This is a genomic window from Massilia atriviolacea (assembly GCF_003953935.1).
Lineage (GTDB): Bacteria > Pseudomonadota > Gammaproteobacteria > Burkholderiales > Burkholderiaceae_D > Telluria_A > Telluria_A atriviolacea.
This window is the reverse complement of the sequence record NZ_RXLQ01000008.1, coordinates 63993-81379: the sequence shown is the minus strand read 5'-3', so window position 1 is coordinate 81379 and position 17387 is coordinate 63993. Positions and strand designations below refer to the sequence as shown.

Genomic DNA, 17387 nt, shown 5'->3' with positions numbered 1-17387 from the left:
CGCCAGAGCAGGCGCATAGCCCATCCGGAGCACCATGCCAAACACCCGCCTTTTCATCGCGCCATTGCTGGTGGCGATCCTGTCCGCATGCAGCACGTACGTGCCGCCGGCAAGCAAGCCGACCGCGACCCTGATCATGTACATGGAAAACGAAACCCCCACCCCGCGCATGCGTATCGGCAAAGCGGTTGCTTTCGACGATAGCGAATGCGGAACCCCGCGCACCAACCACGTCATCAGCAGCGCCATTTCCATGGACGATGTCGATGAACTTCCGCGCAAGCAGATTGCGGCGGAGCAGGAATTCACGTTCGCCATGGGAGCCTCGCACGTTCTCTGGGGCGGCAATTCGGGCTGTTCCGTCACCGCCACCTTCACGCCCAAGGCAAACCAGACCTACGACGCCCGCTTGTACACGCGCGGCAACTCGCAACGTTGCGAGATGATCATCGTGGACCAGGACAACCACGAGGTGCCGTCCACCAGGCCCGAGTATTCCTGCATGCCGGGGTTCAACGGCATCAACAAAAATGGCAGAGGCTGGTACCAGGCCGTCAGGGTCGTCGTCGTCCCGCTCATCAAGTGAACATACTTCCCATGCACGCCGCGACACGTCCGAACATCGTCATCACATTCATCGGCCTGCTTTGCCTGGCACTCGCGCCTCTCATGCTCAGTGCCTGCGGCAGCGACTACCGCCCGCGCAACGTGATCGGGCTGCGCGGCCTGGACGGCGGCTACGAGGAAGAACCGGGACCGGGCAAGTTGATCAAGGTCAGCTATACCGGCCCGTCGAGTGCAACCGTGTACATGGCTGCGAACGCCGTACTCTACCGAAGCGCCGAAATCACCCAGCGCGAAGGCAAAGCCTATTTCGCGCTGTACAACGACCTGCCCTCGGCGATGAAAGACCGGCGCAGCGAGAAAACCGTGTTTTCGACCATCGGCGGCAGGGCGTTTTCGTCCGCCTACATCATCCCTTTCGCCGAGAATGCACCGGGACTGCTATCGGCCGCGGAAGTCATCGCGCGCCTGCAAACCAAGGTGAAAGGCAAGCCCCAATGAGCTCCACGCTCCAGATAAGGAAGTGGACCGCGGTCCTGGCCGTGCTGGGCGCGGCCGGCGGCTGCGGCGCGCCGCTCTACCGCCCCGGTCCGATGGCGCCCGGGGCCTCGGCCTTGATGGACGCGTCCGGCAGCAGCGTCAAATGGATTTGCGCGCAGGGCCAGCCGCACCGCCTGGTTGGCGACGCCGATGGCCAGGCGCAGATTCCCGCCGGCACGCGCCTGACCGTCGGCGCCTATTACAAAGATCGCAATGGGAGATGCACGCCGTCCACAAGCTTCATTCCCGAGGCCGGGCAACGCTACCGCCTCGACCTCCAGCTGGCCGACGAGCACTGCAGAGCCAGTGTATTGATCGACGACCCCAGCGCCGCCATCGGCGCGCGCCTTGCGCCGGGTGCGCGGCCGGCGCGCGCCTGCGATCTCTGACAGCGCCGCCGGCGTGGCGAAGCCGCGCTTACTTCTTCATTTCATCCTTGGTCATGGCGTCTTTCTTCATCGCATCCTTGGCCATCGCATCTTTTTTCATGCCATCTTTTTTCATGGCATCCTTGCCCATGCTATCTTTCTTCATCGCATCTTTGCCCATGGCATCCTTGTGCATGCCGTCCTTGCCCATGTGATCCTTCTGCATGGCCGGCTTGTGCATGCCATCCTTGGCCATGTCGTCCTTCTTCATGGCGTCCTGGGCGAATGCGGCGCCGGAGAAGGTCAGGCAAGCGGCGATCAGGGCGGTGGTGATGTTTTTCATGCTTGTTTCCTTTAAAGTGATTAAAACAAAGTACTGCTTGCGGAAGGTCCGGCACGGCGATCGGAATCCGATCAGCTGCCGCCGAACCAGTTATACCCCTGGTCTTCCCAGTAACCGCCAGGGTAGGTATTGGTAACGAAGATGGCTTGCACGTGTTTCGGATTCTTGTAGCCGAGCTTGGTAGGCATGCGCAGCTTCATCGGAAAGCCGTAGCGCGGCGGCAGCGGCTGATCGTCGTAGGTCAGCGCCATCAAGGTCTGCGGATGCAAGGCCGTGGCCATGTCGATGCTCGTAAAATAATCGTCGGCGCACTGGAAGCCCACGTACTTGGCGCTCAGGTCGGCGCCCACGTGGCGCAGGAAGTGTCCGAACGACACCCCGCCCCATTTGCCGATGGCGCTCCAGCCTTCCACGCAGATGTGGCGCGTGATCTGGTCCTGCTGCGGCAGCGCGCGCAGGCGGGCCAGGGTCCACGGCTTGCGGTCGGCCACCATGCCGCCCAGCTCCAGGCGCCAGGCTTCGCCATCGATCTGGCGCACCTCGTCTTCGCCGTAATAGGCATTGAACGGAAACGGACGCGTGATCATGCTGGCCGGATACGTTGGCGCCAGCCGCGCCGGATCGAACAGCAAGCCCTGCACGCTGTCGTTGAAGCGTGAAATACTGCCGAGCGCCTGCTCGATGCTGTCCTGCTCGCTGGTGGAGCAAGCGGTCAGCAGGCTCAGTCCGCCCAGGGTCAGGCTGCGTTGCAGGAAGGCCCGGCGCGATGGCTGGGCAATGCGCTTGATGGCGTCGGCCAGCATGGCGCTGCCCTCGGCGGGCAGGACGATGTCGCGTGGTTTGAACAGTTTCATGGTGATTTATCCGGGAATGTGACGATTAACGGCCGCGCAGCATGGCCAGCAGGGTGCGCGGCACCAGCGCCACCATCGCCACATGCACGACGATGAAGCCGCACAGCCCGGCCATGGCGTAAAAATGCACGTGGCGCGCGCCTTCGTAGCCGCCCATCAGCAGGCGCAGCAGGGGGAACTGGACCGATTTCCACAGCACCAGTCCGGACAGCACCAGCACGATGCTGTCGAGCATGACGAACAGGTAGGCCAGCCGCTGCACGCTGTTGTAGCGGCGCGGATCTGCATGGGTCAGCTTGCCTTTCAGCGCTGCGCCCATATCGCTCAGCAACTGGCGTGGCGAGAGCGGAAAGAACTGGCGCCGCAGCCGTCCCGAGAACAGATTGCGCAGCAAATACACGATGCCGTTGGCCAGTAGCAGCCACATCGCGGCGAAATGCCACTGCAGCGCGCCGCCGAGCCAGCCGCCCAGGGTGATCCCGGGCGGAATGGCAAAGCCCAGGAAGCCGGTCGCGTTATAGATGCGCCAGCCGCTGGTCACCAGCAACACCACGGCCGCGGCGTTGAGCCAGTGCGTGATGCGCAGCCACAGCGGATGGATGATGCGCGGGTCGGCGCTCATGCGGCGCTCCCTGCGGTGCCGGCCAAGTCGCTTTTGACTTGCCGGCAAGAAGCAGCATATGATGCCGGCGCGGCGCCGGAGCCAGTCAATACGCGACACACGGAAAACGGTCTCATGGTTTTAACCTGTTGAAGTAGGACACTGACAGGTAATTCGCCGCGAGCGCGGGAATGGTTACAGCCGCGACAAAAAAATCGCAACATAAAACTGAATCGACCAAACGCTGTTACTTAAGGCCCCGATGGAACGAATAACAGAGGCAAGCGTGTTACGCAGCACCGAATTGCGCCTGCACGCTCTGTTCTTGCAAGGGCTGGACGGCGATGCCGTGGCCTATCGCGCCTTCCTGCAGGCGACCGCGTCGCATTTGCGCGCGTTTCTGCGGCGGCGCCTGGGCAGCTGGCCGGACGAAGTGGAAGACCTGGTGCAGGAATCGCTGCTGGCGATCCATAACCAGCGCTTGAGTTACGATACCGCCGTGCCCTTGACGGCGTGGATGGTGGCGATCGCCCGCTACAAGCTGATCGACTGGCTGCGCCGCCATGCGCGCCGCGACGCCCTGAACGAGCCGATGCCCGACGACGACGCGTTCTTTTCCAGCGCCGACGCCGATGCCGGCGAAGCGCGCCGCGACCTGGCCCGGCTGCTGGCCGGACTGCCCGACAAGCAGCGCGAGGCGATCGTGTACACCAAGCTCGACGGTATGTCGGTGCGCGAAGCGGCCGACGCCCTGCAGATGAGCGAAGCGGCGGTCAAAGTATCGGTCCACCGCGGCTTGAAAACCCTGGCAACCCTCTTGAAGGATGCGCTATGAACACCGACGACCTGATTACCATGCTGGCCAGCGGCCCCGATGTGCGCGTGCGCCGGCCATCGGCGCGCGCGACCCTGCTGCCCCTGGCCGCAGCCCTGCTGGCGAGCACCATCATCGTGCTGGCCGGACTGGGCATGCGCGCCGACCTGGCCATCGCGGCCACCCTGCCGCCGTTCTGGATCAAGCTGGCGTTCACGCTGGCGCTGGCGGCGGCCGGCACGCTGGCGCTCAAGCGCCTGTCGACCCCGGGCGCGCGCAGCGCCGCGCTGCCGTTCCTGCTGGCCGCCCCGGTGCTGCTGATCTGGTGTGCGGGAGGCACGATGCTGTGGCAAGCCGCGCCCGAGTTGCGCGCCGGGCTGTTCTGGGGCGGCACATGGCGCACCTGCCCGCCGCTGATCGCGCTGATCTCCCTGCCGCTGTTCGCGGCCGCCCTGCATCTGGCGCGCAGCCTCGCTCCGACCCGCCTGCGCCTGGCGGGCGCGGCCGCCGGTATTGCAGCGGGCGCCGCCGCAGCAGCCGTGTATTGCCTCCACTGCCCGGAAGCAAGCCCGGTCTTCGTCGGCTTCTGGTATCTGCTCGGCATGGCGATTCCGGCAGCGCTCGGCGCCCTGATCGGACCGCGCGTGCTCGCCTGGTAGTTTGCATTTTTCATGCCATGTCACCCACTTTTGCGCAACAAAATAGGCATTGAGCTAGATCAAAGTTTGGTCATTTAGATGCACGTATAGTTGTTTGTAGCAAGCGGGGCTCAACCAACATTTGAGCCTTGTCAAACATTGTGCAACTTTCTTTGACCGGGAGAACGACGCGCATGCAAGCCCGACTATCCCTCCCGCTCTGGATCCACCCCTTCGAACAAGTCAGCGCCGCCCTGTGCGCCAAGGTCGCTTCGGCGCTGGCGCAGGCCGGACTGCAAGCCGACGCCGCCGGCAGCGCCCGCAGCGGCGGCTTCGGCCTGGCCCTGGTCGACGGCGTCGACGCCGCCGTGCTGGAACGCGTGCGCGCCATGGCCGCCGGCGCCAGCGTGCTGGCCATCGCGGTCGGCGCGCATCCCCCGCCCACGGCCGACATGTGGGCCCTGCTGGAAGCCGGCGCCTTCGACGTGCTCAACTGGACCGACGCCAGCGGCGACGCGACGCAGGTGCGCGCCCGCCTGGAGCGGCGCGACGCCCTGCAGCGCCTGGCCGATTCGCCCGAGGTGCGCAGCACCCTGGTCGGGGCCAGCCCGGCCTGGCGCGCGCTGGTGCGCAGCGTGGTCGAAGTGGCCGCCTTCACCGAATCGCCGGTCCTGATCACCGGCGAAACCGGCACCGGCAAGGACCAGGTGGCGCAACTGATCCACCGCCTGGGCGGGCGCGGCGAACTGGTTGTGCTCGACTGCACCACGCTCACGCCCGAACTGGCCGGCAGCGAACTGTTCGGCCATGAACGCGGCGCCTTCACGGGCGCGGCCAGCGCGCGCGACGGCGCCTTCGCGCTGGCCGACGGCGGCGTGCTGTTCCTCGACGAAGTGGGCGAACTGCCCCTGCCGCTGCAGGCCCAGTTGCTGCGCGTGCTGCAGGAGCATACCTACAAGCGGATCGGCAGCAACACCTGGCAGCACTCGCGCTTCCGGCTGGTGTGCGCCACCAACCGCAGCCTGGAAGAGGACGTGGCGAACGGACGCTTCCGGGCCGACCTGTTCCACCGCATCGCCGCCTGGCGCTGCCGCACCCCGCCCCTGCGCGAACGCGGCGACGACGTGCTGCCGCTGGCGCGCCACTTCCTGGCGCTGCTGGCCGGTCCCGGCGCAAGCTGCGAATTCGACGACGCCGTGCGCGAATACCTGCTGCTGCGCGAGTATCCCGGCAATGTGCGCGAACTGCGCCAGGCCGTGGCGCGCCTGTGGTACCGCCACAGCGGACCGGGACCGATCACCATCGGCGACCTCGCGCCCGACGAACGGCCGGCGCGCGGCGCCCCGGCCAGCTGGCCCGATGTGCGCTTCGAGAGCGCGATCCGCGCAGCGATCGACCTGCGCATCGGCCTGGCGCGCATCAGCCAGGCTGCGGCCGACATCGCGATCCAGCTGGTGCTGGAACAGGAAGGCGACAACAACCAGCGCGCCGCCCTGCGCCTGGGCGTGACCGACCGCGCATTGCAGATCCGCAGAAAAGCCTGGGCCGAGGCCCACTGAGCGCGGGTCCGGGCAGTCCGCCTGCTCAGTCGTCCGATGGCGCAATCGGCTTGACCAGGATGCTGGAGCCGGGCGCGAAGCCGTAACGCCGGTACAGATCGGCAGCGAAGCGGTTGTCGTCGAACACATTGAGCATGATCCTGCGCGCCCCGAGTTCGCGCGCCCGCTGTTCGAACAGGCGCAGGGCCGCCCGGCCCAGGCCCTGGCCGCGGTACGCCGGCCAGATGATCCAGTCGTACAGGTAGACATAGGGGTCGAGCGCCGCCTGGCGCAGTTCGAACCACAACGCGCCGACCTGCGCGCCGGCGCTCTCGATGGTGTAGAGATACTGGCCGCTTGCCGCCGGCTCCGCGTCCGCCGCGATCTTGCGAAAGGCAGCCTCGGCGCTGGCACGGGCGGCCTGCGCGCTGCTGCCGTAGGCACGTGCCTGTGCCTCGGCCAGCAGGGGGATCGCGCGCGCGGCATAGGCATCGAAACCGGCGCCCGACATCGGACAGAGGACGGCGGTGTGCGTCATCCCGGCGCCACCGGCGAGCTGCTGTTGTGTGCAATGTGGAGTGGATCCATCACGGTCGGAATCGTCGAACGGTTGCCCAGGGCGATAGTATAGACATGGCTTTGCGTCAGCTGCGCACACTTGGTCAGCCTGACGGCCTGGCGGTCGTCGATGGCGCAGGTCGGCGTGCAGGCCAGGCCGCGCGCGGTCGCTGCCAGCAGGATGTTCTGCGCGATGTGCCCCGCTTCCAGCAAGACCACGCGGTAGCCGGTCGGATGCGGATACTTCCACATCGTCCGCTCGAAATTGGCCACCAGCAGCACCAGCGCGGCCGTGTGCTCGAACCAGCGCTGTCCCGCCAGCACCTCGGCCACCGACGGCAGGTCCTGCTCGCCCACCAGTCCCAGCGAATGTTCCCTGGCACTGTAATGATAGACCCCGGGCGCCAGCCCATCGACGCGCCGCGCGTACACGAAGGCCTCGTAGGGATTGCGCCCGCCGCCGGAGGGCGTCAGCTTGAAGGGCAGTTGCTCCTCCGATTCCGCAAACGGCTTGACGAAGCCGGTGATGCCGAGGCCGGCGAACAGGCATTCGGACAGATGATCGAGCCGCAGCGCCTCGTCCGAGAAGCCGCGGTAGCTGCGCCGCCTGCACATGAGCGAGAGCGCGTCCGACTCCAGTTCGGGGCGCGGCAGGGCGATGGTCGCTGCGTAGCCCTGGTTGTCCTGGTGCAGCGGGACCGCCTCGGTCGTTGCCGATTTCTCGACCAGGCGCGCGGCGCTCTGGGCGGGATCCATGTACTCGGTGCCGCGAATCGAAAAATGATAGTAGCCGGCGATCGCGCCCCAGGCGAAGCGCTCTTCGTACTCCTGGTCCTGCGCTGCGGCCGGGCTGTGCTGGCAGACCAGCAGGGAGGCTGCCGTCAAGGAGGCGATTTCGCGCTCGAGCGCCGGATGGACCGAAGCGGGGACCGCGCTGTACAGGGCGTAGGGATGGCTCCAGCCGTCGCAGGAGGCGAGTACCCAGCGGCCAAGCTCGGACAGCTCGATCGCGGTCTTGGCGACGAAGTTTTCGGCAATGAGGGCCGTGGTCGAATATCGCAAGATGATGCTGCGGGCGCGTCTGATCATCAACATTTCCTTCAGTCGAGTACGTTGAATCGATGTGCCGCAAGCGTCGCAGCACCTGGCAAGCCGGAAGCGCTGGCGCGGCCGTCAGCGGCGCAGGTCCGGGTACAGGCCGTTCCCGATGAAGGTGGAAAATGGCGACGGCGGCGCCTGGCCGGCTGCGGGCGCATTGACGGGGCGCGCGCCTGCCTCTTGCTGGGCGATCAGGGCGTTGTACGGATCGACGACGCGGATCAGGCGGGCCGTATAGGCATCGAGCACGGCGAGGAAGCGGACCGGAATCAAGCTCAGTCGCGGAGGCGTGCAGCGGAAATCGAACATGACGTGCACCTCCTCGGCAATCGACGGCATGCACTGGACCGCGATGAAGATATCCTTCGCCTGCAGGCGGCGCGCAAAACAGAGCTGCACCTCGGCGTGCAGCAGTGCGCTCAAGACAAAGCGGTCGCCGCTGGTGCCGCCGTAGTTTTTGACCAGCTCGGAAAACTCCTGCACGGCGTTGCGGACGGCAGCGCTGGATTCGTCGGTGACCGGCGGCTGCGCCGGGGCAGACGACGTTTCAGCGTCGGGCGTTTTTTTCTCGTTCGGATCTTTTGGATTTGGCATGAAGCTGACTCCTGAAAAAGGAAAAGCGCGCCCGCCACCGCAGCGGCGGGCGCGCCGGATGATCGGATCAGTACACAACACCGGTCAGCGAGGGATGATGCGAGGCCAGCGAAGGATGATGGCTTGCCAGCGATGGCAGTGGCGTGGCCAGAGAGGGATGATGCACGGCCAGAGAGGGATGATGCACGGCCAGCGATGGATGATGCACTGCCACGGCCTGGGATGGGTGGTGCGCAGCGACCGACGGATGATGAACTGCCAGGGACGGATGATGCACGGCCAGCGACGGATGGTGGGCAGCGACCGACGGATGATGCACGGCCTGCGACGGATGGTGGGCAGCGACCGATGGATGGTGCACGGCCAGCGATGGATGGTGCACGGCCTGCGACGGATGGTGCGCAGCCAGCGACGGATGGTGCACGGCCTGCGACGGATGGTGCGCAGCCAGCGATGGATGGTGCGCAGCGACCGACGGATGGTGCACTGCTACCGCCTGGGATGGATGATGCGCCGCCAGCGACGGATGGTGCAGCGCCACGGAAGGGTGGTGTTCGGCCAGCGATGGATGATGGACGGCCAGCGAGGGATGGTGTACCGCCAACGATGGATGATGGACGGCCAGCGAAGGATGGTGAAGCGCGAGCGATGGATGATGTACGGCCAAGGAAGGATGGTGCGAAGCGAAAGCGGGATGATGTTGAGCGTAGTCTGCCATGATGATTTCCTGTCAAAGAGTTGAGTCGTTCTGAAACGAGCCGCCAGCCTGTTGGTAATCAATGCAGCTAGTCGAAGCGGATGTCCAGCATCATGATGTCGATCAGCTCCGAAGCGCCACGCCATTGTTCCACGCCCTGTTGGTCCGGGTACCTGTCTGAAGAGGGAGCTTGTTACCTGACGACGCCGGGTCCAGGCTGTGCCCTGTCGCTCAGTGCCCGATCAGGCGCAGCAGGTTCTGCCCCAGCACCAGCGCCTCGTCGCCGGGCGACAGGCCGAGCATGCCGATCTTGGCCAGCTCCACGCCCGGATGCAGCCACGGCCCATCGGACCCGAACAGCAGCTTGTGCGCGCCGGCGCGGCGCACCGCCATCTCCAGCAGATCGAAGCGGCGCACGCCGGCGCTGTCGGCGTGGATATTGCGGTGGCGCGCCAGGTGGTCGACCAGCGCCAGCTGCGCGCTCCAGTCGTCGGCGAAACTGCCCAGGTGCGGCAGGATGAAGTTCACGTCCGGGAACTGGCTGGCCAGCAGCTCGGCCACTGCTACTTCTCCGGTCACGTCGTACAGCACCGGCAGGCGAAAGAAGCGCGCCGTCTCGCACACCTCGCGCGAGATGCGGGCGTCATGCCGGTGCAGCTTGATGCCGACGAAACCATACTCCTCGACCGCCACCCGCACCAGCGCGCGCACCCGCCCGCGGTCGCGCTGCGCATGCACGAAAGCGAAGCCGTAGAAGCGGCCCGGATCGGCCGCCACGATGCGCGCCACGCTGCGGTTGGCCTGCGCATAGTCGGAGTGAAAGGCGGCCAGCAGCACCGTGCGCCCGATGCCGGCGCGGCGCGCCCGCGCCAGGTAGCGTTCGAGCCCGGCATCGCTGTCCCAGGGCCCGGAAAAGCCATCGCCCTCGCCCGCATGGCAGTGGCAATCGATGATCATAGATCGAGCACGATCCGGCCGCGCCCCTGGCGGCGCCAGGTACCGCTGGCGGCGGCTGCGGGCTGGCGCATGCGCGGCAGGTGGCAGCGCAGGGCCGCATCGAGCGCCTGGCGCGCGGCGCGCTGCGGGTCCATGCCCTGCCCCGCCATGCTTGCCTGCTGGGCTGCGGTGCCGGCGATGCGCACGAAGCGGCGCGCCATGTCCAGCTCGCGCTCCTCGCCGTCGAGGCCCGCCGCTTCCATCTCCAGCGCCTTGGCGACGGCACTCCCGAGCGCGCCGCCGAGCGCCGTGCCCACGACCGGAATCGGAATGAAGGAGCCGAGCGCCTTGCCCACGAACGGCAGCGCGGTCTTGGCCAGGCCCTTGAGCACCCCGCCGAGCGGCTTGGCGACCTTGCCGATGAAGGAGCCGACCTTTTTCACGCCCTTCCAGATCCCCTTGAACATCTTGCCGAGGAACTGCTCCAGTTCTTCCTCGCTGGCGACCGACATCAATTCCATCGCCAGCGCGATTTCTTCCTGCTCCCCGAAGGGGCCGGGCGCTTCGAATTCGAGCACTTCCAGTTCGCCGGCCGCCTGCCGGCATTTGGCGCAACCACATCCTGATTCTTGCATGACGATCTCCTTCGGTTGATGAAGCGTTTGCGAACCTTCAGTCAGGTCAGCCCCAGAACTCGCCGAGCAGCTCGGCCTCGAGTTCCTTGCGCTGGTTGGTCAGCACGCCCGGCGGATCGCCCGGTTTGCGCGCCTTGACACCCATTTGCGCGTGCAGGTCCTTTTCGGTCCTGCGCCGCGCGGCGGCCGACGGCGCCGCCGCCACGAAGACCCGATGCCTGCCCACGTCGAGCCCCAGCATGGTGGCGCACAGCAGATGCTGGCGCAGGCGGCGTCCCACGTTGTCGCTCTGGCCGCTGTAGGCGCGCTTGCCCGCCGGGCCGTCGAACTCGATCAGGTACAGGCCCGCCAGGTTGGCGCCCACCTTCGCCGCCGCGTCGCGCAGCGCGCCGTAGGGTTTGTAGTTTGGCGCGGCGGCCATCCTGGCCAGCGCGGGCGCGATGCTGGCGGGCTGTTCGTCCTGCGGCTCGTCATCCTCCACAGGGTACGGCGCGGGGTATGGAGCCAGGTACGGCGCCGGTTCGGGCCATGGCGCCAACAGCGGATAGCGCCAGCCGCCCCACGCCGGCCGGCGCGGCCTGGCCGGCCAGGCGCGGCCCGGCGACGGCCGTGGTCCGCGCGCGCCGCCTCGGCGCCCGCCCCGTTCGTCCTGCATCTCGAACGCCACCATCTCAAATTCCGTATTCATGGTTTCTCCTTGTCGTGGTCGCTGTTGCGGCCTGCGCGCGCAGGCAGGCCGCCAGCAGCGCCAATGCGCGTTCGATGTCGTCCGGCGCATGGCGCGCCGTGACGATGAAACTGAGCGCTGAGCGCGCGCCGGCGCGCTGCAGCACCGCGTCGACCCCGGCGCGGCGCAGGCAGGCGTGCAGCGCCACCCCATCGACATCGCGGTCCGGCGCCAGCGTCTGCACCGGAAACGCGCTTGCGTGCAGCGCGATGCCGTGCCTGGCGGCGCCGGCGCGCCACTGCGCCACGCGGCGCCACAGGCGGGCGCGCAAATCGTCGCCGTGCGCGCGGTTGATGCGCAGCGCCGCCAGCGCGGCCCGGATCGACGCCACCGGCGGCGGACTGGAATGCACGCGCGCCTGGCTCGATTCCCCGAATCGCCGCACCAGCTCCGCGCTGGCGCACAGCACCGCCAGCGGCGCGCCGAAGGCTTTCGACAGCGAACTGCCGGCCACCACCTGCGGCCCCGCCACGCCCTGGCGCCGCAGCGAGCCGCCGCCACCCGCGCCGAACAGGCCGATGGCCTGGGTGTCGTCCAGCACCAGCCAGCCGTCCATCTCGCGCATCAGCGCCGCGTAGGCGGCCAGCGGCGCCGGCTGCGGCGCGCCCGGCGTACAGCCGTCGGCCAGGATCAGCGGGCGCCGTCCCTGCCTGCGCGCGGCCCGCGCCAGGCGGCGCGCGTCCTCCACGTCGGCATGCGCGAACACCGCGAGCGGCGTGCCGCGCGCCGCCGCGCGCTCGGCCCCGGCGCGCGCGATCGGATAGCTGGCGCCGTCGACCAGGATCGCCAGCGGTTCGCGCGCCAGCAGGTCGAACAGGTCGCAGAACAGGTGCAGGGTCGACGGCAGCAAGGTCGCCGCCTGGCAGCCGCACAAGAGCGCCAGCGCCGCCGCCAGCTGCGCGGCGCCGGGCGGCTCCCTGCTGGCCGCCGGCCGCCCCAGGGTCAGCGCGTCCCAGCCGCCCAGCTCCGCGCTGGGATGGCGCATGCCCAGATACAGGGCGCTGGCAAAGTCGAGCATGGCCTAGGCCATCCGGGCCTGCTGCTCCAGGCGCCTGCGCAGCAGAATCGAGGGCAAGGTGCCTTCCGCCTTGGGGTCGCGCGCATCGACCGTCAGGTCGACACCGGTGGCGGCGCGGTAGGCATGGATATAGCCCTGGATCTGCGGCCGCCAGAAGCGCGCCCAGTTGAAGGCCTGGGTCGGCTCGTAGATATCGCTCCAGGCGCCGTAGCGCACCGACAGCAGCACCTGTTCGCCGAACATCGCCAGGCTGCGGAAGTGCATCACGCTGGTATCGGACCAGCCCTGCAGCTTCTTCATGGCGTCGACCCGGTCCATCCACGGCTCGGGATAGGCGACCATGATGCGGGTCGGGAGGAACTCGCGGAACTCGGGCCGCGCCAGCATCCACTGCTGCATCAGCATTTCGATGCGCGCCGTCGACGGCAGGTCGCCGAACTGGTTGTGCGCCCCCTGCGACAGGATCAGGTGCACTTCCTTGAGGCCGTTCAGGACCGGAAAGGCGTCGGCCTTGACCGTGGTGTCGTCGTCCTGGCGGTAGAAGGCGGTGCACAGGCGCAGCAGGTAGTGGAAGGCTTCCAGGAATTTGGAGCGCGTGTCGGCCGGGCGGAAATGCTGGACCGCCTTGCCGTCGAGGCGCACGCCGTAGTGGTGGTCGTACTCGTAGTTGCGCCGTACCACCGTGAGGCGATGCTGTTCGTCCTGGGTGTAACCCCAGATCAGGTTATTCAAGGGCCGCAGGGGATCGATTTCGAGGTTCGCCAGCGGATCGTCGCGGCCGAAGGCGCGCACGTTCTGGAAGCGCTGGGTGATCGCGTTCATGGTCTGCACCAGCATGCCCTCTTCGTGCCAGTAGGACCAGATCAGCTCCAGCAGGCAGGGGTTGGCCAGCTTTTGCTGGACGATGCCGAAGCACAGGTCGGCCTCCCCTTCGATCCCGCGCAGCAGGTTGATCGGCACGTCGGGCAGCTTGCGCCGGATGATCGCCAGGTAGGGCAGCACCTTGGTGCCGTCGACCGTGGTTTCCAGGTAGTCGGCGTTGAAGGTGGTTTCCAGGTCGCGCGTGGCCGGGATGTCGCGCCGGTCCAGGTAGGCCTGGTCTTCGACCGGATTGAACATGTTCGGCTGGCTGAGCACACCGCAGTTGACCATCACGAACGCTTCGGTCGCCACCTTCAGCACGCGGTAGGCTTCCGAATCGTTGAAGGGCAGCGCGCGGCGCTGGCGCAGCTGCTCGAACAGCTGGCTTTTGGCGTCGAAGGCGGCGCCGCGGTTGGCCGGGGTGCAGAACAGCGCATCCATGAAGTTCAGGTAGTTCGTAAACGACATCGCATCGGTGCTGTTGCGGATCAGGGTCCACAGCGGCAGGTCGTCGGTCGGCTCGGTTTCGGTGCGCGTCATCGACACGCCGATGCTGCCCGAGATCGGACTCGGCGTGCGCTCGTCGGCCACGAAGCCCTGGCGGATGCCGATCAAGGCCGGCGCGCCCGGCGGCGCCATCTCGATGCCGGGGGCCAGCGCCAGTGCCGCTGGGCGGCGCTCGAACGCCAGCACCGCCTCGAACTGCTGCGGGCCGGCGTGGCGCACCACGCGCGAGAGCACGTACGGGTCGTCGTCGCGCGCGATCCAGCCGGGCGTGGGCATTACCCGCACATGCGGCTTGAGATCGGACTGGTTGCCGGAAAAGCGGATCGTCGCCACCACCCGGTCCGACACGCGCGCCACGCTGCAGGTATTGGCCTGGCAGTCGACGGTTTCGTAACTGAGTTCGGCGCGCAGTTCCAGCGCCAGCTGGAAGCAGACCACGGCGCGGCAGCCGCCGTCGACCCTGACGCAGCGCGGCTCGGTCAGCGGATAGTGCTCGTACACCACCACGTAGCTGCCCGGCGCCAGGTTGGCCACCGTGGCCTCGCCGGCGCTGCCGGTGACGGCGGTCGCTTGCAGCGCCTCGTACGACGCCGTCCAGCGCGACGCTTCAAAGCTGTCGACGCTTGCCGCGTAGCGGTACACGCTGATGGCGCCGGCGGCCACCGGCGCGCCGGTCTGCGCCTCGTGCACGGTCACCTCGAGCGAGCCGGTGCGGGCTTCCTTCAGATTGTTCTTGCTGCTCATGTCATTCTCCTCAGTGGAAAGTCAAAGGTGCCCGGGGAAGCGCCGGCGCGCGCGCGTCCAGCGAGGCGCACAGGAAACTGGTGTCGAGCGTGCTGCGCAGCGCCCAGTGGGTCAGCAGCCTGGCCAGCAGGATATTCTCGTCTTCCGGCCCGACCAGGCCATCGGCGCGCGCCTGGCCCAGCACCGCGAACACCAGCGACGGCGGGGCGCGGTACATCTGCCCCGGCGCGTTTTCCCAGCGCCGGTACAGGGACGACAGGGCCGCCGGCTGGCGCGCCGCCACCTCGAGCACCTCGGGCAGGGTCTTGCCGCGCAAGGCCGCCGGCTTGTGCCGCACCAGCAGCTGAACGAACGCCGGCATCCCGCGCCGCAGCCGCCCCAGCAGGTCGACCGTCTCCGGCGCCAGGGTGGCGCTCGGATAGTAGTCGTGCCACACCGTGGCCAGGCGCTCCCACTGCGGGTGCGGATACAGGGCCTGGCCCATGGCGCAGCTGAGCATCACGCGGATCCACGGAATCGGATGCGGGTCGTCGGGACTGAGGCGAAACACGAACACGCGCGGCAGGCTGACCACCCCGATCAGGCCCAGGGTCGAGACCACGCCGACCCGCGCGACCGACCAGAAGTCGGCCACGATCTCGGAGATCCAGCGCTCCCACCACTGCCACACGTCGCGCCGGGCCCTGTCGCTTTGCTGCATCGCCTGCAGTTGCGGGCGCAGCGAGTTGACCAGGTCGAGCAGGGCCGCGCCCTGGTGCCCGACTTCGTGGATCAGCGAGGAGGCGATGCCGCTGCCGATCATGCGTTCGCGCGGCACCCGCACCACCGCCACCGGGTTCTCGCCGCCGCCCGGCAGGCGCGTGCGGGCGCGCCGGATCGCCGCGCCCGGTCCCCGGTCCAGGTAGCAGACCACGGGCGGCATGCGGTAGTAGTTGCCCGGCAGGGCCAGGGCGTCGGCCGCCACTGCGTCGAGGCCCGACAGCCAGACCCCGTTTTCGTGCTCGCTGCGCTGGGTGATGACATCGTTGAACAGGTCGAACTGGGTGAGCGTGGCGTTGAACTTCAGGCGCAGGAAGGTGAAGCGGCGCTGCGCCTCGGCCGCCGTGGCGGTCGCGCTCGCGCTTGCCAGCCAGTGCTGGAAGGCCGCGACCAGCGCCTGCAGCTCGCGCCGCCCCGTGACCAGGTAGCGCTCGAGCGCCGACTGGGCCGACGGCAGCAGCGCGGCCGCCGGTACCATGGGCTCGATCAGGGCAAAGGGGCGGACCCGCGCCAGCCTGGTTTGCAGGGAACGCGCCTCCTGTTCGAGCAGCGACGAGGCATAGGGGCTCATGGCGGTCAGGCGCCGTAGATGACGATCTTGTTGCCCTGGCGGCTCCAGCGGCCGCTGGCGCCACGGCCGCCTCCCGAGCCCATGGCGCCGCCCTGCCCCATGCCGCCAGCGCCGCAACTGCTGCAGCCGCCGCCCGCTGCGCCGCGTTTGAGCAGGCCCGGTGCGTGCTGGCGCGCCGCCGCCATGGCCGCATTCTGGGCGATCGAGCGCGGGTCGCCCGAGCCGCCCGCCTGCGAGGCCTTCTGCACCGTGTCGGCGGCCAGGCGCACGAACTGGCGCGCGCCTTCGTACTCGCGGTCTTCACCGCTCATTTCCGCTTCCAGCCCGAGCGCGCCGCCGGCCGCCGAGGCCAGGCCGCTGCCGATCTTGGCGCCCAGCGGGCCGCCGAAGTAGCCGCCGATGGCGCCACCGGCCAGCGGCAGCGCTTTTTTGGCCACCCCTTTGAGCACGCCGCCGACGGCCTGGCCGACCGGCGAGCGGATCACGCGGCCGGCGGTGGCGCCGACCTTGCGAATGAAGTCGCCGAGAAACTGGTCGAGTTCCGCTTCGCTGTTCACGTTCAGCAGTTCCTGCGCGAATTCGGCTTCCTGCTGTTCGTTCAGACCCGTTTCGCCGCTCCACTCGCCCTGGCCGAATTCGAACTGTTCGCCCTCGAAGCTGGAGGTTTCCTGGCCATATTCCATTGTCGTGCGGTCGATGTCATGCATGATGCGCTCCTCTAGATAGATGAAACAACAAGGATGAAACAACAAGGATGAAACAACAAAGTGAAACAACGAACTTCAACAACCCGTCGCCCGGATCGGTAATCGGTCCGGATCAGCAATCGTGAAGCACCAGCCGGCCCGCCTGGCGCGTCCAGCGTCCCTGCGCGGCCGGCTGCGCATGCACATGCGGCAGCAGGCCCGGGGCAATCCGGCGCGCTGCGGCCTGCACGGCGGCGCGCGCCGACTGCGGCGACGCGCTGCGCGCATTGCCGGCGTGGCGCGCAGCCTGGTCGGCAAGGCGCACCAACTGGCGCGCCACGACGAATTCCTTGTCCTCGGGGCTCAGGCCTTCGAGTTCGAGGCCGAACATGCGCGCACCGAGGTTGATGCTCACCGTTTTTGCGCTGGCGCCGCGCGCGGGGCGCTGGCGCGGCGCCAGGATCGGCTGCACGGCGCGCAGCAGTTCGGTCACCAGCAAGGAGCCCATGGGCGAACGGGCCACGCGCGCACCCAATACGCCGGCGCCGGCGATGGCGCGGCCGAGCACACGCCGCAGCTGGGCCGGATCGGGCGCTTCGAGCAGTTCGGCGGCCAGCGCCAGGTCGGCGCTGTCGTCCGAGAGCGGGCCGGGCGCGAATTCCTGTTCGCCCGGGCGCGGCGCGGCGTGGGTGAAGATGTCGAACACCGGACTGTATTCAAGCAGGCGACGGTTCAC

21 protein-coding genes are annotated in these 17387 nt (G+C 67.9%); 6 read left to right on the top strand and 15 right to left on the bottom strand.

Annotation, left to right across the window (positions count from 1 at the left end; genetic code table 11):
• Positions 1 to 34 precede the first annotated feature (34 nt).
• Genes EJB06_RS16170 through EJB06_RS16160 form a run of 3 tightly spaced genes read left to right on the top strand, consistent with a single transcriptional unit; the run spans position 35 to position 1493 of the window.
• Complete coding sequence (locus EJB06_RS16170; protein WP_126075074.1) at positions 35 to 586, top strand: hypothetical protein; 552 nt, start codon at positions 35 to 37, stop codon at positions 584 to 586.
• Between the two features lie 11 nt (positions 587 to 597).
• Positions 598 to 1065 carry a CC0125/CC1285 family lipoprotein gene (locus EJB06_RS16165; RefSeq protein WP_126075073.1) on the top strand — a complete coding sequence of 156 codons (468 nt, stop codon included), beginning with the start codon at positions 598 to 600 and terminating at the stop codon, positions 1063 to 1065.
• Complete coding sequence (locus EJB06_RS16160; RefSeq protein ID WP_126075072.1) at positions 1062 to 1493, top strand: hypothetical protein; 432 nt, start codon at positions 1062 to 1064, stop codon at positions 1491 to 1493. Before EJB06_RS16165 ends, EJB06_RS16160 begins: the two co-directional genes overlap by 4 nt.
• 28 nt (positions 1494 to 1521) lie before the next feature.
• Here EJB06_RS16160 and EJB06_RS16155 read toward each other — a convergent pair whose 3' ends face one another.
• The 3 genes from EJB06_RS16155 to EJB06_RS16145 all read right to left on the bottom strand — a co-directional run bounded on the left by EJB06_RS16155 (position 1522) and on the right by EJB06_RS16145 (position 3291).
• A complete protein-coding gene (locus EJB06_RS16155) occupies positions 1522 to 1815 on the bottom strand; it encodes a pentapeptide MXKDX repeat protein (RefSeq protein WP_126075071.1) in 294 nt (97 codons plus the stop codon).
• A 71-nt stretch (positions 1816 to 1886) separates the two neighbouring features.
• Positions 1887 to 2618, bottom strand: coding sequence for a molybdopterin-dependent oxidoreductase (locus EJB06_RS16150; protein WP_370660136.1), 732 nt, complete (start codon positions 2616 to 2618; stop codon positions 1887 to 1889).
• A 76-nt stretch (positions 2619 to 2694) separates the two neighbouring features.
• Positions 2695 to 3291, bottom strand: coding sequence for a cytochrome b/b6 domain-containing protein (locus EJB06_RS16145; protein ID WP_126075069.1), 597 nt, complete (start codon positions 3289 to 3291; stop codon positions 2695 to 2697).
• Between the two features lie 241 nt (positions 3292 to 3532).
• On the opposite strand from EJB06_RS16145, the gene EJB06_RS16140 reads away from it, so the two are divergent.
• The 3 genes from EJB06_RS16140 (at position 3533) to EJB06_RS16130 (ending at position 6281) form a co-directional block, all read left to right on the top strand.
• Positions 3533 to 4105 carry a sigma-70 family RNA polymerase sigma factor gene (locus EJB06_RS16140; RefSeq protein WP_126075068.1) on the top strand — a complete coding sequence of 191 codons (573 nt, stop codon included), beginning with the start codon at positions 3533 to 3535 and terminating at the stop codon, positions 4103 to 4105.
• Positions 4102 to 4743, top strand: coding sequence for an NrsF family protein (locus EJB06_RS16135; protein WP_126075067.1), 642 nt, complete (start codon positions 4102 to 4104; stop codon positions 4741 to 4743). The genes EJB06_RS16140 and EJB06_RS16135 overlap by 4 nt, the downstream gene beginning before the upstream one ends.
• 173 nt (positions 4744 to 4916) lie before the next feature.
• Positions 4917 to 6281, top strand: coding sequence for a sigma-54-dependent transcriptional regulator (locus EJB06_RS16130; protein WP_126075066.1), 1365 nt, complete (start codon positions 4917 to 4919; stop codon positions 6279 to 6281).
• 25 nt (positions 6282 to 6306) lie between these two features.
• Here EJB06_RS16130 and EJB06_RS16125 read toward each other — a convergent pair whose 3' ends face one another.
• The 12 genes from EJB06_RS16125 to EJB06_RS16070 form a co-directional block, all read right to left on the bottom strand.
• On the bottom strand, positions 6307 to 6798 hold the full coding sequence (locus EJB06_RS16125; RefSeq protein WP_126075065.1) for a GNAT family N-acetyltransferase: 492 nt from the start codon (positions 6796 to 6798) through the stop codon (positions 6307 to 6309).
• Entirely contained in the window at positions 6795 to 7907 is a 1113-nt protein-coding gene (locus EJB06_RS16120; protein ID WP_198420846.1) for a SagB/ThcOx family dehydrogenase, read from the bottom strand. The genes EJB06_RS16125 and EJB06_RS16120 overlap by 4 nt, the downstream gene beginning before the upstream one ends.
• 84 nt (positions 7908 to 7991) lie before the next feature.
• Entirely contained in the window at positions 7992 to 8510 is a 519-nt protein-coding gene (locus tag EJB06_RS16115) for a hypothetical protein (RefSeq protein WP_126075064.1), read from the bottom strand.
• Positions 8511 to 8577: 67 nt separating this feature from the next.
• On the bottom strand, positions 8578 to 9228 hold the full coding sequence (locus EJB06_RS16110; RefSeq protein ID WP_126075063.1) for a ribosomal eL19 family protein: 651 nt from the start codon (positions 9226 to 9228) through the stop codon (positions 8578 to 8580).
• A 210-nt stretch (positions 9229 to 9438) separates the two neighbouring features.
• Positions 9439 to 10164, bottom strand: a complete 726-nt coding sequence (locus tag EJB06_RS16105; RefSeq protein ID WP_126075062.1) for an amidohydrolase family protein — start codon at positions 10162 to 10164, stop codon at positions 9439 to 9441.
• Positions 10161 to 10778 carry a hypothetical protein gene (locus EJB06_RS16100; RefSeq protein WP_126075061.1) on the bottom strand — a complete coding sequence of 206 codons (618 nt, stop codon included), beginning with the start codon at positions 10776 to 10778 and terminating at the stop codon, positions 10161 to 10163. The genes EJB06_RS16105 and EJB06_RS16100 overlap by 4 nt, the downstream gene beginning before the upstream one ends.
• Positions 10779 to 10824: 46 nt before the next feature.
• Positions 10825 to 11466 (bottom strand): GIY-YIG nuclease family protein, encoded by a 642-nt coding sequence (locus tag EJB06_RS16095; RefSeq protein ID WP_126075060.1) that lies wholly within the window; start codon positions 11464 to 11466, stop codon positions 10825 to 10827.
• On the bottom strand, positions 11450 to 12523 hold the full coding sequence (locus EJB06_RS16090; RefSeq protein ID WP_126075059.1) for an aminotransferase class I/II-fold pyridoxal phosphate-dependent enzyme: 1074 nt from the start codon (positions 12521 to 12523) through the stop codon (positions 11450 to 11452). The genes EJB06_RS16095 and EJB06_RS16090 overlap by 17 nt, the downstream gene beginning before the upstream one ends.
• A gap of 3 nt (positions 12524 to 12526) precedes the next feature.
• Positions 12527 to 14635, bottom strand: a complete 2109-nt coding sequence (locus tag EJB06_RS16085; protein WP_126075058.1) for an MSCRAMM family protein — start codon at positions 14633 to 14635, stop codon at positions 12527 to 12529.
• Positions 14636 to 14645: 10 nt separating this feature from the next.
• Positions 14646 to 15965: a hypothetical protein gene (locus EJB06_RS16080; RefSeq protein WP_164557941.1), complete on the bottom strand. Its 1320-nt coding sequence runs from the start codon at positions 15963 to 15965 to the stop codon at positions 14646 to 14648.
• A gap of 5 nt (positions 15966 to 15970) precedes the next feature.
• Positions 15971 to 16672 (bottom strand): hypothetical protein, encoded by a 702-nt coding sequence (locus tag EJB06_RS16075; protein ID WP_126075057.1) that lies wholly within the window; start codon positions 16670 to 16672, stop codon positions 15971 to 15973.
• Positions 16673 to 16784: 112 nt separating this feature from the next.
• Positions 16785 to 17387, bottom strand: a complete 603-nt coding sequence (locus tag EJB06_RS16070; RefSeq protein WP_126075056.1) for a hypothetical protein — start codon at positions 17385 to 17387, stop codon at positions 16785 to 16787.

What these genes read in the sequence shown, in the direction of transcription:
- EJB06_RS16085 (WP_126075058.1), bottom strand. Translation starts at nt 14,635, where the DNA reads ATGAGCAGCAAGAACAATCTGAAGGAAGCCCGCACCGGCTCGCTCGAG.
- EJB06_RS16105 (WP_126075062.1), bottom strand. Translation starts at nt 10,164, where the DNA reads ATGATCATCGATTGCCACTGCCATGCGGGCGAGGGCGATGGCTTTTCC.
- EJB06_RS16155 (WP_126075071.1), bottom strand. Translation starts at nt 1,815, where the DNA reads ATGAAAAACATCACCACCGCCCTGATCGCCGCTTGCCTGACCTTCTCC.
- EJB06_RS16110 (WP_126075063.1), bottom strand. Translation starts at nt 9,228, where the DNA reads ATGGCAGACTACGCTCAACATCATCCCGCTTTCGCTTCGCACCATCCT.
- EJB06_RS16080 (WP_164557941.1), bottom strand. Translation starts at nt 15,965, where the DNA reads ATGAGCCCCTATGCCTCGTCGCTGCTCGAACAGGAGGCGCGTTCCCTG.
- EJB06_RS16135 (WP_126075067.1), top strand. Translation starts at nt 4,102, where the DNA reads ATGAACACCGACGACCTGATTACCATGCTGGCCAGCGGCCCCGATGTG.
- EJB06_RS16120 (WP_198420846.1), bottom strand. Translation starts at nt 7,907, where the DNA reads ATGATCAGACGCGCCCGCAGCATCATCTTGCGATATTCGACCACGGCC.
- EJB06_RS16125 (WP_126075065.1), bottom strand. Translation starts at nt 6,798, where the DNA reads ATGACGCACACCGCCGTCCTCTGTCCGATGTCGGGCGCCGGTTTCGAT.
- EJB06_RS16145 (WP_126075069.1), bottom strand. Translation starts at nt 3,291, where the DNA reads ATGAGCGCCGACCCGCGCATCATCCATCCGCTGTGGCTGCGCATCACG.
- EJB06_RS16140 (WP_126075068.1), top strand. Translation starts at nt 3,533, where the DNA reads ATGGAACGAATAACAGAGGCAAGCGTGTTACGCAGCACCGAATTGCGC.
- EJB06_RS16075 (WP_126075057.1), bottom strand. Translation starts at nt 16,672, where the DNA reads ATGCATGACATCGACCGCACGACAATGGAATATGGCCAGGAAACCTCC.
- EJB06_RS16160 (WP_126075072.1), top strand. Translation starts at nt 1,062, where the DNA reads ATGAGCTCCACGCTCCAGATAAGGAAGTGGACCGCGGTCCTGGCCGTG.
- EJB06_RS16130 (WP_126075066.1), top strand. Translation starts at nt 4,917, where the DNA reads ATGCAAGCCCGACTATCCCTCCCGCTCTGGATCCACCCCTTCGAACAA.
- EJB06_RS16090 (WP_126075059.1), bottom strand. Translation starts at nt 12,523, where the DNA reads ATGCTCGACTTTGCCAGCGCCCTGTATCTGGGCATGCGCCATCCCAGC.
- EJB06_RS16150 (WP_370660136.1), bottom strand. Translation starts at nt 2,618, where the DNA reads ATGCTGGCCGACGCCATCAAGCGCATTGCCCAGCCATCGCGCCGGGCC.
- EJB06_RS16115 (WP_126075064.1), bottom strand. Translation starts at nt 8,510, where the DNA reads ATGCCAAATCCAAAAGATCCGAACGAGAAAAAAACGCCCGACGCTGAA.
- EJB06_RS16165 (WP_126075073.1), top strand. Translation starts at nt 598, where the DNA reads ATGCACGCCGCGACACGTCCGAACATCGTCATCACATTCATCGGCCTG.
- EJB06_RS16095 (WP_126075060.1), bottom strand. Translation starts at nt 11,466, where the DNA reads ATGAATACGGAATTTGAGATGGTGGCGTTCGAGATGCAGGACGAACGG.
- EJB06_RS16100 (WP_126075061.1), bottom strand. Translation starts at nt 10,778, where the DNA reads ATGCAAGAATCAGGATGTGGTTGCGCCAAATGCCGGCAGGCGGCCGGC.
- EJB06_RS16170 (WP_126075074.1), top strand. Translation starts at nt 35, where the DNA reads ATGCCAAACACCCGCCTTTTCATCGCGCCATTGCTGGTGGCGATCCTG.